This is a genomic window from Mesorhizobium sp. L103C119B0, assembly GCF_000502235.1.
GTDB lineage: Bacteria > Pseudomonadota > Alphaproteobacteria > Rhizobiales > Rhizobiaceae > Mesorhizobium.
On record NZ_AYXE01000010.1, the window covers coordinates 99,274 to 115,604 of the forward strand.

The window sequence follows — 16,331 nt, forward strand, 5'->3', positions numbered from 1 at the left end:
GATCAGCCGTTATTGTAGGGAAAGAACTTGAAGTAGGGCTGCGCCTCCTCGACCACCCGGGCGAAGGACGGCCGCTTGAGCAGGCGGTCGTGGTAGCGTTTCACGGCCGGATAACTGTCGCCGAATGGCTCGACCTTGTTGGCGTAGAACAGCGCCGGCGAGGCCGCGCAGTCGGCCATGGTGAAGGTGGGGCCGGCCGCCCAGAGTTTCGAACGCATCTCCTCCCCGATGATCGCATAGGCGTTGCGCAATTGCGCGCGCGCCTCGTCGACCCCGAACGGATCGGTCTTGTCCTGCGGGCGCAACCTGTCGCCGACGATCTTCTGCATCGGCGCCTGCACGTAGAAATCGTAGAAACGGTCGGCCTGGCGGACCTGGAGAGCAAGGTCGGCCTCGGCCGGGATGAGCTCGACCGGCCCGGGATAATGCGCGGCCAGATATTCGATGACGATGGTCGATTCCAGCACCGTGCGGTTGCGTGCATCGTCACGCAGCGCCGGCATCTTGCCGGTCGGCGACACCTTCAGGAACGCTGCCCGCGACTGCTCATCGCCGAGGTCGACGATAACCGGCGTGAAGGGCGTATCGTTCTCGTAAAACGCTATCAGCGGTTTCCAGCAGAACGATGCCAGCGGATGGAAATGGAAGGTCAGGGACATTTTTTGCTCGTCTGTTTGCGGTTCGTCGATGCTGGAGCGGTGCCAGCCAGCGCCAACACTGAAGCATTTACTTAACTATTTCCGTGAGGCGAATGTGTCAAGGTTCGAGACTGCCTTCAGGGCTTGGTATGCGTGACGATGGCGGCAACGATCGTGCCCCAGTCGTCGGGATGCAGTTCGTGGCCACCGCCTTCGACGCGGACAAGCCGCCCGCCGGCAACAGCGTCGGCAAGGGCTGCGCCATGCTCGACCGGAAAGATCGGATCCGATGTCCCGTGAATGACGAGCAGCGGAACCTTGATCTCGCGCAGGCGTCCTTTCAGATCCTCGCAGCTCTTCAGCATGAAATGGTTAGTCGCGCTCAGGAAGCCGCCGGATCGGTCGTAGTCCCGTTCGACGAACGCCCGCATCGCCTTCTCGTCGAAGGGATGCGCGGTGCTGGCGATCGCACGCGCATCCTTGACGACGAAGCCGACCACCTGGTCGCGGTCCGACCAATCGACCTTGGCGCCATCGGCCGAGTGCTCCATATAGGCCTCGGTCGTTCCCGGCAGCTGCGATGTGTCGATCCCCACCGGCGAACTGCTGATTACGGTCAGCGAGATGACACGCGAGGGATGTTTCAACACCAGTCGTTGCGCGATCATGCCGCCCATCGACATCCCGACCACATGCGCCTCGCCGATGCCGCAACCGTCGAGGACGCGCACCGCATCGTCCGCCATGTCGTCGAAGGTATACGGCGGCTCGCCCGGCGCATATTTGGTCGACAGGCCGGTATCGCGATTGTCGTAGCGGATCACGAAACGGCCCTCGCCGGCGAGTTTTTTGCAGAGCGCCTCCGGCCCCCACAGCATCGAGGCCATGGCGCCCATGACCAGCAGAACGGTTGGATCGCCGGGATCCCCAAACGTCTGGGAGACGATTTCGGGTGCTGCGGCCCGTGTCATGGGACTCTCCTCGCATCGGCCAATCAAAGGCCAACCAAACTGATTGCGTTTTGCAATCGGTTGCACGATAATAAAACTGGTACGATAATGCAACTGGTTTTTGAGGAGAGTCGGATGAAAACCGAACACCGCTCGGGATGCCCTATCAATCTGTCGCTGGAAGTGTTCGGCGATCGCTGGAGCCTGATCATCCTGCGCGACATGATTTTTGGCGGCAAACGCCACTTTCGCGAACTGCTCAACGGCTCGATCGAGGGCATCGCTTCCAATATCCTGGCCGACCGGCTGAAGCGGCTGATGGAACTCGGCATGCTGACCAAGGCCGACGACCCCTCGCACAAGCAGAAGGCGATCTACAGCCTGACCGAGATGGCCATCACGCTGGTGCCGATCATGGCGCATCTCGGCGCTTGGGGCCGCGTCTGGCTGCCGGTGAGCGAGGAGCTTTCGATCCGGGCCGAGCTGCTGGAGAAAGGCGGACCGCCAATGTGGGAGCAGTTCATGGACGAGTTGCGCCACGACCATCTGGGCACGCCTGTCGCCACACCCGCGCGGCCTTCCGTCCGCGCTACATTGCAGGCCGGATATGAGGCGGTGGTCGCCCGCAAGGCGTCGAGCGGCATCGAGGCCCCCGCCGCTTGACCAACTTATTTCCCCATTATCAGGCCGGCTCTGCTATCAAGGGGCTGAAAAACATAATTTACGGGATGGATAACGCTCTTGGTCGAGAACTCTAAGGATACTGCCCGCGCCCGGGCGGATATGCGTTTCAAGAAGCAGGAAGAGGCCGCCACGGTGCGGCAAAAGGCGATGGCGGAGTATGTCGCCGAGGCCGACGCCCGCCAGGCCAAGACCAACAAGCTCCGGGCATTGCGCCTTGCCAAGGAAGCGGAAGACCTCGCCAACGCCCCTGCCGTTCCGGTCAAGAAAGCGCCCCGAGCCAAGAAAAAATAGCGCGGCCTTCTTCATCGACGCCCGATCTGGATGCCGGCGGATCGTATCCGCCGCCATGTGCCACGATCAGCAATGCCCGCCATTTCCGCTTTCCCACGCGAAGCAATTTCAACCGCAACCGGGATTTCGCATCCCGCATGTCAGGTCGATGATTGACGCGTTTTGATCAGGAGACAGCCATGACCGCACTGACCCTCGAAAAAGCCAAGCACATCATCGACGCCGCCTTCGCCAAGGGCGCCGAGCTGAAGCTCAAGCCGCTCGGCGTTTCCGTGCTGGACGCCGGCGCGCATCTCGTCGCCTTCCAGCGTCAGGACGGAGCCTCGTTCCTGCGCCCGCAAATGTCGGCCGGCAAGGCCTATGGCGCGCTCGCCATCGGCATGGGCTCGCGCCGTGTCGAGGCTTTCGCCAAGGAGCGGCCGCATCTCGTCGCCGGCATTTCCGACGTGTCGGGTGGACGCGTGTTGCCGGTCGTCGGCGGCGTGCTGATCCGCGACAAGGCAGGCGCCGTCATCGGCGCCGTCGGAATTTCGGGAGATACGTCGGACAATGACGAAGCCGCCGCCATCGCCGGCATCGAAGCGGCGGGCTTCACCGCCGATCCGGGCTGAGGGGGAGCTTCGCCATCCCAGGGCGAAGCAGGAACGAAACTCCGTCGCGAAGACCCTGGGATCCATGCCGCGACCTTTGCCGCAAGTGTAAGCGGAGCAGAATTCTGAACCGTTGCAACGCCTTAGCTTCACGGAATGGATCCCAGGGTCTGCGCCGCGTCGCTTCGCTCCTTGCTTCGCCCCAGGATGACGACCAGAAAGAGCAGCCACGCCAATCGCGAACGGATGCGACCGTCCAACGAAGGCGGCTAGTTCAAATTTATGTCTCTACTCGCCGACCGCATCGACACCGAAAACCCGGCCAGCACATCGAACAGGGCGATCACCATCAGCGTGAAGAAGACGGAGTGCGCCGCGCCCTTCACCAGCAGGAATTCGACCAGGAACGCCACGAAGACCAGCGTCGACAACAGATGGTCCATGATCGAGGCGTTCGTGGTGCGCACCGACTTCACCATTTCCAGGAACAGGAAGATCAGCCCGATCACCACCATCAGGTCGCCGAGCGTCATCGAGAACACCCCGCCCGACATCATGCTGAACGAGAAGATCTCGGTCGCCCACGGATCGTCGCCGCTGCCGAATATTCCGAGGAGTCCGAGATTGTAGGCCACGAAGGGCACGATCAGCAGCGGGATGGCACCGAACATCAGGCGTCTCCTCTAGCAATTCCAGGAAAGCGGTTTCCCAAGGAATTGCCTAAACAATGGGGGCACCTTCTGTAGAATGCCCCGCAGGCACGCCGTCAAGATTTTTCGCTAGCGCCCGCAAACACGGAAAAAGACCGCGCGAAACAACCCTGTCAGCCACAGTTGCCCCGGCTGACCACCGACACGCCGGGATTCAGCGCCTGTCCGCACGGCGGCGCCGATAGCGTTGAGGATGAAAAGGCCGGCGGTCATCGAGGTGATCTCGTTGACGTCGCGCGCCGGCGCGATCTCGACGATGTCGATGCCGACGACACGTCCCTTGGCGAACAGCCCCTTGATCAGTTCGATCGTCTGCCGGTAGCTGATGCCGCCAGGCGCCGGGCCTTCGACCGCCGGCATGACAGCGGGATCGAGACCGTCGGCATCGATGGTCAGGTAATAGCGGCCACGGTCCGGGATGCGCTTGAGCAGCGCCGCCGTACCGATATCCTGCCATTCATTGGCGGTGACGATGTTGGAGCCGTAGGCGCGGGCCGCCTCGACCTCCTCGAGCCGGGCGCTGCCCTGGCCGCGGATGCCGAGCTGGAAAATCCCGGCTATATGCGCCATCTCCGAAGCGCGGCGGATGGGGCTGGAATAGCCTTCCCTGACCCCGTTGACATTGTCGCGCCAGTCGAGATGGGCATCGATCTGAACCAGGGTGATCGGCCCTTCGCCGTCAAGCGCCCGCAGGATCGGGATTGGAATGCCGTGATCGCCGCCAATGGTGATCGGCAAGGCGCCGGCGACGCGGATCTTGCGGATCGCCGTTTCGGCCAACCTGTAGTGGCTGCCGGCGGCATCGCCGGGGACATCGCCGACATCGACCACCTTGACGTCCTGCCCGTCGAACAGGGTTCCGCCAATGTCGAAATCATAGCGGTCGAGCCCGAGGCTGATGCGCTGCGAGGCGCGCCGCACCGCGGTCGGCGCGTTGGTCTGGTCGTTGACCAGCTCGTCGATCGTGTAGGGACTGCCGTAAGGCATGCCGATGATGGCGACATCCGCCTTCAGCGCATCGAGGTCCTCGACCAGCGGGAAGTTCATGAAGGTCTGGAAGATATCGCGGGGTGCTGTGGTGAGCTTGGTCATGTGGTCCCTCTGAAGCCGGTCGATCATCGCGCGGAAGCGCCGCGACAAGGCATGCGGGCTCAATACAGCACCGCCGCCGCAGCTTGTATCGCCACGGACGCCCGGTCTTTGGCATAGTTGGCGGCGCGGCGCGCACCAAACGCAAAAAAACCGGCCAATGGCCGGTTCTTTTGGCATTCAAACCCTTCGAAAGCTGGTCTCAGCTTTCCTTGGGCGTCAGAACCTGGCGGCCGCGATACATGCCGGTCTTCAGGTCGATATGGTGCGGACGGCGCATTTCGCCGGAATTCTTGTCCTCGACATAGGTCGGGGCCTTGAGAGCGTCGGCCGAGCGGCGCATGCCGCGCTTGGACGGAGAGGTTTTTCGTTTCGGAACGGCCATGGATATGCTCCACTACATGGTCAAAATGCCCCGATAGCCCTCGTGAAAGGGCCGCGTCAGGGCCATAATCTGAGAAAGTCGGGTGCCTATACACGCCCTGCGCCGTTTTGGCCAGCACCGTGGCGATTTTTTTTGAGCCGGCAGCGGTTCGACCTAATCAAGACAACCGACATACGCGCCCGAACGGCCGGCGCGGCGTTCGATCAGCGACGCCAGCCGCCGCAGCCCCGGACCGGGCTTGGCCGGATTGCGGGCGATCGGATTGGGCAGCGAGACGGCGAGCAGTGCCGCCTGCCGCCGCGACAGTTGTTTGGCCGAAACGCCGAAATGATGCTGGGCCGCCGCCTCGATGCCGTAGATGCCCGGCCCCCATTCGGCGATGTTGAGGTAGATTTCCATGATCCGCCGTTTCGACATCACCGCGTCGAAATAGACGGCCAGCGGCAGTTCGACCACCTTGCGCACCGAGCCCAGCGGCCGCGACCACAGGAAAAGGTTCTTCACCGTCTGCATGGTGATGGTCGAAGCGCCGCGCGTCGCCTCGCCGGCCAGCGCATCGTCGACGACGCCGCGCAATTCGCCAAGATCGATGCCGCGATGGAAGCAGAACTGACCGTCCTCCGACATGATCACCGAATTGGCCAGCACCGGCGACACATCGTCGATCGACACCCAACGCCGGTCGTAACCGGAGAAGGTCGTGAGGTCTTTGACCATCAAGGTCGATATCGGATGCACGAAGGACGGCAGATAAAGGAAGGTCAGCACAACGGGTATCGCCGCCAGCACGACGGCGACGACCAGGCCGCGCCGTGCCAGGCGCTTCAGACCGGCGCGGTTCACGCGCCTTGGTCGCGCCATCTCAAACCCTTCGGTTTCATGATCGACGATCGGTTCCGTCAAGCCGCCCCCACCCGCGCCACTCTCCCGCCTCCGGCATAATGGCGCGAGGCTTCTTGCGCAACGTCTGAGTGTCGGCTACCGCTCCCGGCCATGACGAAAGACGAGCAATTGGCCTTTGAGGCCGCACTTCTGGGGCGGGCGGCGGCGATCGAGGCCGGGCTCAGGCTGCTGCTCGACGGCCGCACGCTTGCCGGCGAGATCGCCCGGCCGGAGCGTCTGATGGCGGCCATGCGCCATGGCGTGCTGAACGGCGGCAAGCGGCTGCGCCCCTTCCTGGTCATGGAAAGTGCCGCCCTTTTTGGCGCCGATGGCGAGGCGGCGATGCGCGTGGCGGCGGCCATCGAATGCGTGCATTGCTATTCGCTGATCCATGACGATCTGCCTGCCATGGACGACGACGATCTGCGCCGCGGCCAGCCGACCGTGCACAAGGCCTTCGGTGAAGCCACCGCCATCCTTGCCGGCGATGCGCTTCTGACGCTTGCCTTCGATGTCCTCGCCGATGAGGCGACGGCGCTGCCGGCGGAGCGCAGGGCGGCACTGGTGCTGGCGCTGGCGCGCGCGGCCGGCACTGGGGGCATGGTCGGCGGGCAGACGCTCGACCTCGAAGCCGAGCGCAGCAGGCCGGACGAAGCCGGCATTATCCGGCTGCAGGCGATGAAAACCGGCGCGCTGATCCGCTTCGCCTGCGAAGCCGGCGCGATCATTGCCGGCGCCGCACCGCAGAACCGCGACCGGCTGGCCGAATTCGGCTCGGCGGTCGGGCTTGCCTTCCAGCTCGCCGACGACCTGCTCGACCTGACCGCCGATGCCAGCCAGATGGGCAAGGCGACCGGCAAGGACGCAGCCGCCGGCAAGGCGACGCTGGTGGCGCTGCATGGCGCGAACTGGGCGCGCAGCCAGCTCCATGGGCTGGTCAAGCAGGCCCATGAATTGCTTGAGCCATACGGTGAACAGGCATCCTTGCTGAAGGCAGCGGCAAGCTTCGTGGCAATCCGCAACAACTGAGGTTTGGGCAATCGGATGCCGAACCGTTTTCGGAATTTGTCGGCCTTGCGCTGCCTTGCTTGGTGTCTCTCAAATGCCCCAAAGCAACTGGGCGCGCTATCTGACCTTGACGACGACCTTGCCCTTGGCGCGTCCTGTTTCGACGTAAGCCAGCGCCTCATTGGTCGCTTCAAAAGGAAAGACCCTGTCGACGACCGGGCGAATCGCCCCATCTTCGATGAGGGACGTGATTTTGCTCAGCTGCTCACCTTGCGCCGACATGAACAGGAACGAAAATCCCACGCCCCGGCGCTTGGCTTTGGTCCTGATACCACGGCTCAGCAGCCGCAGCAGCAGCCTTAGCACCACGTTCAGTCTCTGTTTCCTGGCAAATTCGGGATCCGGAGGACCGGAAATCGAGATGAGCTTCCCACCCGGTTTCAGCACAGTCAGGGATTTCTCAAGCGTCTTGGCGTCCTGGCTGTTCAGGACGACGTCGTAGCCCGACAGGATTTTCTCGAAGTCGTCCTTCCTGTAGTCGACGACGACATCGGCGCCGAGATCCCTGACCAGATCGTTGCTTGCCGCGCCCGCTGTTGTCGCAACGATCGCGCCGAGGTGCTTTGCCAACTGGATGGCGAATGTCCCCACGCCGCCGGAGCCAGCCTGGATGAAGATCTTCTGGCCTGTCTTCAGACCCGCCCTCTCGATGAGAGCCTGCCAGGCGGTCAGACCGACCAGCGGGATCGAGGCCGCCTCTTCCATGCTGAGGTTCGCCGGCTTCAGCGCCACGTCGGCTTCATCGATTGCGATGAATTCGGCGAATGTCCCGATCCGGCCGTCGCGCGGCCGCGCATAGACGGCGTCGCCGGGTTTGAATTTGCGGACTTTCGAGCCCACCCTGACAACCCTCCCGGCAACGTCGTGACCGAGGATGAAGGGCCGGCGATAGGGAAGGACGAGTTTGAATTCGCCGGTCCTGATTTTGGAATCCAGCAGGTTCACCCCGGCGGCATGGACCTCGACCAGGACGTCATTGTCCAGCAGCTCCGGCTCCGGCATCTCGGCCAGCCGCAAAATGCCTTTCTTGCTATATTTGTCGACAACGAATGCCTTCATGGCAGTGACTTTCTGAGAGTGTCTGTTGGCCTGCTGTCTGTGCGTGAAATTCTCCGTCCCACCGTTGTTCAGACCGGCAGGCGGAACTGCTTGCGCAAGGTCTTGTCGAACATCCCCGCGGGGGCGAAGCGGCGCAGCAGGCTGACCTGGCGCGCTGCCTTCCCTGCGGTATAGCGCCGTCGCGGACGGGCGTCGGTCGCTGCCTTGACGACCACATCCGCCACCACTTCCGGCCGATCGGCTTTGGGCATCACATCGGCAAGCAGCGCCTTGAGCCCGGCGCGCGCTTGATCGTACTCCTTCAACAGGGAATCCGGCTCGATGCCGTTCTGGTCGAAGACGGTGCGCACGAATGCCGGCTCGATGACCGAGACGCGAATGTTGAAGGCGCGAACCTCATGATCGAGCGATTCCGAATAGCCCTCCAGCGCGTGCTTGACCGCCGAGTAGTGCGCTGAGTATGGCGCGGGCACCAATCCCAGAATCGAGCCGATGTTGACGATGCGCCCTTGGCCGCGGCGCCGCATCGACGGCAACACCGCATTGGTCATGCGCATGACGCCGAACAGATTGACGTCGAACAGAGCCTGCACCTGTGCGACCGAAGATTCCTCGGCGCCGCCAAGCAGGCCGACACCGGCATTGTTGACCAAGAGGTCGATGCGGCCGGTCTGGGCCAGCACGGCTGAAACCAGGGCGCTGACCGACTCCCCGTCGGTCACGTCGCAGGTTAGCATGGACACCTGCGCCGGGCCGTTGCCGGCCTTGCTGCGGCTTGTCCCGAAGACGGTATACCCCGCCCCCGCCAAGGCCTCGGCACTTGCGCGGCCGATGCCCGAAGAGGCTCCGGTCACGACTGCGGTTCTTCCCGAAAGGGTATTCATTTGATACTCCAGAGACATGAGGGCTAGCTTTTTGCCGTTGATTGAATTATGATCGTAATATCACACTACACTCTTAATGCAATAGCAGAAAGGAAGAGCCGCCATGCGCTACGAAAAGGGCCGAAAGGACGCCTCCCGCGATCGCATCGTCGAGGTCGCAGCCCAGCGTTTTCGCGGTGACGGCATCGCCGCGTCCGGACTGGCAGCCATTATGGGCGACGCCGGGCTGACGAACGGAGCCTTCTATCCGCATTTCCAGTCCAAGGCGGAGCTTGTGCGTGAAAGCCTTGTAGCGGCACTGGAGGCCCAGTCGCAGCAACTGCAGGAGGTATTGGCAGCCGGTGGTCCGGAGATGGGCATAGCGGCGTATCTGTCAGCTGAGCACCGGGACAATCCGGGAGCCGGCTGCGCGTCGGCCGCCCTGTTGCCGGAACTCGCGCGTCAGCCGCCCGAAACGCGCCAAGTCTATACCGAACGCTTGCTGGTTCTGGTGCGCCAGTTGTCTGCAGTACTTCCGCAGACCAAGGACCCGGAAGCCGCCGCCCTGGGCGTTTTTGCGACCCTCATAGGCACGCTTCAGCTGGCCCGCGCGGCAGCGGGGACGGAATTGTCGGATCGCATCCTTGCGGCAGGAGCAGACGCCGCGCGCAGCCTGATCCAGCCACGTGAGGGCGAGAAGGCATCCATTTAGAGATAGAGCGGCAGCAGCAAAGAGCCTGACATCCTCATCATGGCGGGCCGCATTACAAGAAGGGTCGCTTTGCCTAAAGTCATCGGCCATTGCCAGCACGAGGCCATCTCAACCTGCATCAGGGAATGACCGCATAAGGGCCGGAAGCGACTGGCAGCTTCAAGGCTCGGAATCGGACGGCCACCGCGACGCAGTCCGTAAGGGGGGTAACTTGCGACGGAGGAATCGATTGGACGCCCGAAAATTGTGCTGATGAGGGAGGGATAACTCACTTCGCCAAGTTAGAGCGGCGTGTTTTCGCCCTTCCGTCACGCCTTGAGACGGAGTGCCTCCACAAGAAGAGCGAACGCTGCAGTGTGCTGGCGTCGGCTGGGATAATAGAGGTGATAGCCCGGGAAGGGTTGGCACCAGTCTTCCAGCACCCGGATCAGGCGTCCGTCTGCGACGAACGGAGCGACCTGGCTTTCAAATGTGTATGCTAGTCCGAGCCCGTCGAGGGCCGCAGCCTCCAGCATTTCCCCGTCATTGATAATGAGTGGGCCATTCATCCTGACTTCAAGTTCCTCACCGCGTTTTTCGAACTCCCAGGCAAAGAGCCCGCCGCCGGTCTTCTGACGGTAGCTGATGCCTTTGTGTTCCCCAAGTTCGCGCGGTGTCTTTGGAACCGTTCGGGTTGCAAAATACGACGGTGATCCAACTACCGCCATACGCAGGTCCGGGCCGATCCTTACTGCCACCATGTCCTTCTGGACCTGCTCGCCGATCCGGATACCGGCGTCGAATTTGCTTGCAACGATGTCAACCAGACCTTCGTCCAGGCTCAATTCCACTTCGATATCCGGATACTGCAGAAGGAGTTTGGCGATGACGGGCCACAGTACTGATTTGGCAGCATACCGGAATGTCGTCAGGCGAATGAGGCCAGTGGGCTTGTCGCGCAGGGCGGCGACGGCGGCGATCTCGCTTTCGATGTGATCGAAGGCCGGTCGCAGGCTTCGCAGCAAGCGCTCTCCAGCTACCGTCACGGACAGGCTGCGGGTGGTGCGTGAGATCAGCCGGACTCCCATGCGCTGTTCCAGCGTTCTGACAGCGTAACTGAGCGCCGACTGCGATAGACCAAGCTTTGCTGCGGCGCGTGTGAAGCTGCCCGCCTCTGCTACGGCGATGAAGACTGCCAGCTCGCTGAAATCTCCGCGCCTCATTTATCAATCCCATTTCTAACTTCATGCAGATTATAGAGGCTAATCGTATCGAGTCCTATTCCCTATGTCACCTGGCAGACAACGAAACGCTGAGACGGACGTGCCAAGCCAACGCGGCATAAACTGAAAGATACCGACCAGGAAGGATACGACTATGAGTAGAGTATGGATGATCACCGGCGCAGGGCGAGGCATGGGCCTCGACTTTGCCAAAGCGGCCCTGGCCATCGGCGATAAGGTCGTTGCGACCGGTCGTAACCCAGATCGGGTCGCCAAGGGGATCGGGCAGTCGGACAATCTTTTGGTCGTCACGTTGGACGTGACCAAGCCGGCCGACGCCGACGCCGCGGTGAAGGCAACCCTGGACCGCTTTGGTCGCCTCGACGTGATCGTCAACAATGCCGCGGGCTTCTATGCCGGCTATTTCGAGGACCTGACTCCGGCCCATATCGAACTTCAGCTCGCGTCCACCCTGACCGGCGCCATGAACGTCACCCGCGCAGTCCTGCCGGTCATGCGCGCGCAGGGTTCTGGCAAGGTCATTGCCATCTCATCGACGGCAGGCCTGGTCGGCTTTGAGTTCTGTTCTGCATACGCCGCGGCAAAGTTCGGCGTTGATGGCTGGATCGAGTCACTGCAAGCCGAGGTGGCGCCGTTCGGCATTGAAACGATGATCGTGAACCCCGGGTTTTTCCGCACGGAGCTGCTGACGGACGAATCCACTCAATATGCTCCGTCATTCGTCAGCGATTACAGCGAACGTCGCGCCCGGCAGATAACGGGTTGGAAAGCCGCGAACGGCCAGCAAGTCGGCGACCCCGCCAAACTCGCGCAGGCGTTGATCACTCTGGTCGACAAGCCGGAGCTGCCCCGTCGGTTCATCGCCGGTGCCGATGCTCTTGCAATGGTCAGGCAGAAACTCGCTCTGCTGCAGCAGCAGGTCGATGCCCATGAGGAGCTATCCGGCTCACTGGCCTTCGACAGCTGAACGTCGCATCCAGCACTGCCGTCGTCGCAGGTCTATTTATGAGCGCCATCGATAGGCTCATGCGAATTCTGGGGGCTAATCCGAATGTCGCGCCCGTGCTCTCCTGAGGGTTGACCGTTGGGCAACCGGCCAACGACCGAACTTCGGAATGGACGTTCCCTTTCCCACTGATGCCGCCAGGCGTCGTCGGTCCGATTAGCTTCGCGTCCTATATCCCGCCCGCCACTCGAGGAGACGACATGCCAGAGCCCCGACAGCTAGCCTTGGACATCAACAGCCGGCGCCACCAGTTCAATCTTGATGTACGCGTGACTCTGCTGGATGCACTACGCGAGCATGCCAACCTGCCCGGCACGAAAAAAGGCTGTGATCATGGGCAGTGCGGCGCCTGTACCGTCCACGTCGACGGCGAGCGGGTATTGAGCTGCCTGACGCTGGCGGCCCAGGTCGAAGGCCGTCAGGTCACGACGATCGAGGGCCTCCAGGCTGCCGACGGCGTGATGCACGCAGTCCAGACCGCGTTCATCGAGCACGATGCATTCCAGTGCGGCTATTGCACCCCCGGTCAGATCATGTCGGCCGTTGCATGCATTCGTGAGGGCCACGCCGATACGGACGAGGACATCCGCGAATACATGAGCGGCAACATCTGCCGGTGCGGCGCTTACCCCCATATCGTCGCCGCGGTGCGCGATGCCGCCAGCCGCCTGAAGAAGGAGGCAGCACTATGAGACCTTTCGAGTATCTCCGCGCCAAAGATGCCGCGACGGCCATTGCCGAGGCTGCCAAGCCGGAGACAAGATTTCTCGCCGGTGGGACCACGCTTGTTGACCTCATGAAGCTGAATGTCGAGCGTCCTGCGCGGGTGGTCGACATCACACGCCTTTCAGGCCTGGACACGATCCAGGTATCGGCGGATGCCATTCGCATCGGTGCGCTCGCCAAGATGAGCAAGGTCGCCGACCACGCCGATATCAAGCAGGCTGCGCCGGTGCTTTCCGAAAGCCTGTGGCGCGCTGCCTCGGCACAGCTGCGCAACATGGCGTCCATCGGTGGAAACTTGATGCAGCGAACCCGTTGCTTCCGGGACCCGGGCGCTTATTCGAACTGCAACAAGCGCAATCCTGGTTCCGGATGCGCTGCCCTTGACGGCGTCAACCGCAACCACGCGGTGCTCGGCACGAGTGACGCGTGCATAGCAATCTACCCCGGAGATTTTGCGGTTTCCCTGGTGGCATTCGACGCCACGGTCATCATCCGGGGAGCTTCCGAACGCAAAATTCCCGCCGACGAATTCTTCCTGCTCCCTGGCGATACCGCACACCTTGAGCATAATCTGTCGCCCGGAGAGATGATCGTCGGGATCGAGATCCCGCGTTCGGCAGCCCTGGAACGCTCGCATTATCTCAAGGTCCGGGATCGCGCGTCGTACGAGTTCGCCGCGGCCAGCGCCGCTGTCGGAATCGAATTGGAAGCCGATGGCAAGACAATTCGCGAAGTACGCATTGCGGTCGGCGGCCTCGCCACCAAACCCTGGCGCCTGCGCGCCGTCGAAAATTTGCTCAAGGGAAAGACGCTCGACGAGGCGACGCTTCGTAGCGCCTCGTCAGCCGCCGGCGACGGCGCGAAGTCGAGCGGACACAACGCATTCAAGATTGAACTGGCACCGAAGGTCGTGGCCCGCGCCCTGATGACGGTAGGAGGTATCGCATGACACATGGTAACGCGTTCGAACTCAACCGCCGCACCGTCTTGAAGCTCGGCGCCGGCGTAGCCGCTGTCGCTGGCGCCGCTGTCGATCTCTCGTCAAAAGCCGTTGCGGCTGAGACCGTCCCCGCCAAGGCGCCAGCTCTCGGTGCCAGGCTTTCCCGCGCCGAAGGCCCGTTGAAAGTAACCGGGCAGGTTCGCTATGCGATCGAGCAGAAGCTGGAGAACCTGGCCTATGGCGTTACCGTCCAATCGACGCGGCCGGCAGGGCGTATCGCCAGTATCGATACGTCGGCCGCCAAGGCTCTACCGGGTGTCCTGGATGTCTACACCGCGCAGAATTCCCTGAAGCTCAACAAGCCGACCGTCTACAGCAAGGGCGGCGGAGCGACCGAGGAATTTACCCCAATTCAAGACGATGTGGTCCGTTTCAACGGCATGCATATCGCGCTCGTGGTCGCAGAAACCTTTGAGCAGGCAACGGAAGCGGCAAGTCTTCTCAAGATCGAATATGAGGACGGCGACCCTATTCTCGACATCAACGATCCCAAGGCAAAAGTGCAGCCCATCGATGAGATGGGTGCCGCGTGGGGCGATGCGGCGACAGCGTTGGCCAATGCCGAGGTCAAGGTAGACGTCACTTACACGACGTCACGCGAATACAATGTGCCGATGGAGCCGCATGCGTGCATCGCTTCCTGGGACAACGGGAAAATCACCGTCTGGGAGCCCAGCCAGTGGGTTGGCGGGGCACGGACCGTCGTGTCGGAATGGCTCGGCATCGACATCGAGAATGTGCGGGTGATCTCGCCCTATGTCGGCGGTGGGTTCGGGTCCAAGATCGGGGCACATCCGCATGTGGGGCTGGCTTGCGCGGCCTCGCGGAAACTGGGCAGGCCGATCAAGGTTTCTCTCACGCGGCCGCAGACCTTTACCGGCCTTGGCGGCCGACCGGCGACACGGCAGACACTCTCAATCGGAGCCTCGAAGGACGGAAAGATAAGCTCGATCGTCCATGAGAGCTGGAACGAGACGGCGATTGACGAAGTCCATATCGAGGCTTGCAACAATGTGACGAAGATCATGTATGCGACGCCGAACTTTTCTTCACGTCTCAACGTCGTCCCGGTCAATACGGTCCAGCCCGGCTGGAAACGGGGCCCCGGCGAAAACCCCAGTGCCTATGCTGTAGAAAGCGCGATCGACGAGCTGGCGTACGCGCTCAGCATGGATCCGGTCACGCTGCGCCTTGCCAACTGGGCGGAGACGGATCCCAGCAATGGGATGAAGTGGAGCACTCGACAGTTACGCGAAGCCTATGCCGTGGGCGCGGAAGCCTTCGGCTGGTGGAACCGGAACCCGGCCCCTCGCTCGATGCGCGAAGGCCGCGAGTTGATCGGTTATGGAATGGCCGCCGGGTCATACCCCATGATCCGTACCGCGAGCGAAGCCAAGATCGTACTCCATGCCAGTGGACAGATCGAAGTCCTCAGCGCGGGCACCGACATGGGAACGGGGACCTATACCATTCTCGCCCAGACAGCGGCTGACGCATTGGGCGTTCCTGTTGAGACAGTCGCGGTGCGGCTGGGCGATACCCTCCTCCCCAGATCGGCGCTCGCAGGCGGTTCCCAGCAGGCCAACAACCTGACGGGAGCGGTGGACAAGGCGGCCAGGAATGCACGGGACGCCTTGCTGGCGCTTGCCGCATCCGATCCGAAGTCGCCGCTGGCAGCCTCGAAGGCGACTGACCTCACGTTCGAAAACGGCTCGGTGCAACCGACCCGACGGCCGAACGGCGGTATCGGCATCGCGGAACTCTTGAAGGCGGTGGGCAAAGACAAACTGGAAACCGAGGGTAACACCTTTGCTCCCGGCGCCACCGAGGAGATGAAGAACGGAGCTGACCGCAGTTTTGCACAGTTGAAGGGCGCTGTGGAAGGAGGCGTCTCGGCCCATAGCTGGTGTGCGCATTTCGTGGAAGTTCGGATCGATGAGGATTTTGGCACGATCCGCGTCAAGCGCATGGTCTCGGCATTCGATAGCGGCAGGATCTTCAATCCGAAGCTTGCGGAAAGCCAGTGGATCGGCGGTATGGTCATGGGTCTCGGGCAGGCTCTCCTGGAAGAAGGTTACGTCGACCAGCGAGACGGGCGCACCATCAACGCGAATTTTGCCGACTATGCCGTCCCGGTTAACGCCGATGTGCCCGACATCCAGGTGATTTCGGTTGGAATTCCGGACATGCAGGCAACCGCTCTTGGCGGCAAAGGCGTCGGCGAGATCGGTGNGCGACAACATCATAGCGCTCCACACCTGCGGCAAAGGCGTCGGCGAGATCGGTGTCGTAGGGGTCGCACCTGCGATCGGTAATGCCGTCTTCCACGCGACCGGCAAACGCATTCGAAGCCTTCCGATCACGCTGGAAAAGCTCGTTTGAGTTCGGTCGATGCGCTCTGGTGACCCTCAGGCTCGCAAATAGGCGAGCATGCAAAAACAACGATTCTAAACCC

17 protein-coding genes and 1 pseudogene are annotated in these 16,331 nt (G+C 62.1%); 9 read left to right on the top strand and 9 right to left on the bottom strand.

From position 1 onward, the window contains the following. Positions 1-2: 2 nt before the first annotated feature. Both X728_RS148565 and X728_RS148560 read right to left on the bottom strand, forming a co-directional pair. On the bottom strand, positions 3-659 hold the full coding sequence (locus X728_RS148565) for a glutathione S-transferase family protein (protein ID WP_023693661.1): 657 nt from the start codon (positions 657-659) through the stop codon (positions 3-5). A 116-nt stretch (positions 660-775) separates the two neighbouring features. Next, positions 776-1,609, bottom strand: a complete 834-nt coding sequence (locus X728_RS148560; RefSeq protein ID WP_023832016.1) for an alpha/beta hydrolase — start codon at positions 1,607-1,609, stop codon at positions 776-778. Between the two features lie 114 nt (positions 1,610-1,723). On the opposite strand from X728_RS148560, the gene X728_RS148555 reads away from it, so the two are divergent. The 3 genes from X728_RS148555 to X728_RS148545 all read left to right on the top strand — a co-directional run bounded on the left by X728_RS148555 (position 1,724) and on the right by X728_RS148545 (position 3,174). Continuing rightward, entirely contained in the window at positions 1,724-2,251 is a 528-nt protein-coding gene (locus X728_RS148555) for a helix-turn-helix domain-containing protein (RefSeq protein ID WP_023754138.1), read from the top strand. A 78-nt stretch (positions 2,252-2,329) separates the two neighbouring features. Beyond that, a complete protein-coding gene (locus X728_RS148550) occupies positions 2,330-2,563 on the top strand; it encodes a hypothetical protein (protein ID WP_023684002.1) in 234 nt (77 codons plus the stop codon). A 179-nt stretch (positions 2,564-2,742) separates the two neighbouring features. Continuing rightward, a complete protein-coding gene (locus tag X728_RS148545; protein ID WP_023690074.1) occupies positions 2,743-3,174 on the top strand; it encodes a heme-binding protein in 432 nt (143 codons plus the stop codon). A 248-nt stretch (positions 3,175-3,422) separates the two neighbouring features. Here the strand turns inward: X728_RS148545 and X728_RS148540 are convergent, their stop codons facing one another. The 4 genes from X728_RS148540 to X728_RS148525 all read right to left on the bottom strand — a co-directional run bounded on the left by X728_RS148540 (position 3,423) and on the right by X728_RS148525 (position 6,198). Next, positions 3,423-3,824, bottom strand: coding sequence for a hypothetical protein (locus tag X728_RS148540; protein ID WP_023670154.1), 402 nt, complete (start codon positions 3,822-3,824; stop codon positions 3,423-3,425). Between the two features lie 108 nt (positions 3,825-3,932). After that, positions 3,933-4,955, bottom strand: coding sequence for an agmatinase (locus X728_RS148535; protein WP_023832017.1), 1,023 nt, complete (start codon positions 4,953-4,955; stop codon positions 3,933-3,935). A gap of 199 nt (positions 4,956-5,154) precedes the next feature. Beyond that, positions 5,155-5,337, bottom strand: coding sequence for a 50S ribosomal protein L32 (gene rpmF, locus X728_RS148530; protein ID WP_008834724.1), 183 nt, complete (start codon positions 5,335-5,337; stop codon positions 5,155-5,157). 153 nt (positions 5,338-5,490) lie between these two features. Then, the gene (locus tag X728_RS148525) at positions 5,491-6,198 is read right to left on the bottom strand and encodes a transglycosylase domain-containing protein (protein WP_023832018.1); all 708 of its coding nucleotides are present in this window, start codon (positions 6,196-6,198) and stop codon (positions 5,491-5,493) included. Positions 6,199-6,330: 132 nt separating this feature from the next. Here X728_RS148525 and X728_RS148520 point away from each other — a divergent pair, with 132 nt between their 5' ends. Then, positions 6,331-7,248 (top strand): polyprenyl synthetase family protein, encoded by a 918-nt coding sequence (locus tag X728_RS148520; RefSeq protein WP_023832019.1) that lies wholly within the window; start codon positions 6,331-6,333, stop codon positions 7,246-7,248. A gap of 96 nt (positions 7,249-7,344) precedes the next feature. Here the strand turns inward: X728_RS148520 and X728_RS148515 are convergent, their stop codons facing one another. Together X728_RS148515 and X728_RS148510 are read right to left on the bottom strand one after the other, a co-directional pair. Beyond that, positions 7,345-8,346 (bottom strand): NADP-dependent oxidoreductase, encoded by a 1,002-nt coding sequence (locus X728_RS148515; protein ID WP_023730811.1) that lies wholly within the window; start codon positions 8,344-8,346, stop codon positions 7,345-7,347. 68 nt (positions 8,347-8,414) lie between these two features. Beyond that, positions 8,415-9,230: an oxidoreductase gene (locus tag X728_RS148510; RefSeq protein ID WP_023832020.1), complete on the bottom strand. Its 816-nt coding sequence runs from the start codon at positions 9,228-9,230 to the stop codon at positions 8,415-8,417. Positions 9,231-9,333: 103 nt separating this feature from the next. On the opposite strand from X728_RS148510, the gene X728_RS148505 reads away from it, so the two are divergent. Beyond that, a complete protein-coding gene (locus X728_RS148505) occupies positions 9,334-9,921 on the top strand; it encodes a TetR/AcrR family transcriptional regulator (protein ID WP_023733042.1) in 588 nt (195 codons plus the stop codon). A gap of 308 nt (positions 9,922-10,229) precedes the next feature. Here X728_RS148505 and X728_RS148500 read toward each other — a convergent pair whose 3' ends face one another. Continuing rightward, positions 10,230-11,123, bottom strand: coding sequence for a LysR family transcriptional regulator (locus X728_RS148500; RefSeq protein WP_023730813.1), 894 nt, complete (start codon positions 11,121-11,123; stop codon positions 10,230-10,232). Between the two features lie 154 nt (positions 11,124-11,277). Here X728_RS148500 and X728_RS148495 point away from each other — a divergent pair, with 154 nt between their 5' ends. The 4 genes and pseudogenes from X728_RS148495 (at position 11,278) to X728_RS01000000166875 (ending at position 16,258) form a co-directional block, all read left to right on the top strand. After that, entirely contained in the window at positions 11,278-12,111 is an 834-nt protein-coding gene (locus tag X728_RS148495) for an SDR family oxidoreductase (protein ID WP_023832021.1), read from the top strand. A 239-nt stretch (positions 12,112-12,350) separates the two neighbouring features. Beyond that, a complete protein-coding gene (locus tag X728_RS148490) occupies positions 12,351-12,842 on the top strand; it encodes a (2Fe-2S)-binding protein (protein ID WP_023730815.1) in 492 nt (163 codons plus the stop codon). Beyond that, positions 12,839-13,825: a xanthine dehydrogenase family protein subunit M gene (locus X728_RS148485; RefSeq protein ID WP_023832022.1), complete on the top strand. Its 987-nt coding sequence runs from the start codon at positions 12,839-12,841 to the stop codon at positions 13,823-13,825. Before X728_RS148490 ends, X728_RS148485 begins: the two co-directional genes overlap by 4 nt. After that, positions 13,822-16,258, top strand: a pseudogene (locus X728_RS01000000166875) (xanthine dehydrogenase family protein molybdopterin-binding subunit). The gene X728_RS148485 and the pseudogene X728_RS01000000166875 overlap by 4 nt, the downstream one beginning before the upstream one ends. The last annotated feature ends 73 nt before the right edge of the window (positions 16,259-16,331 follow it).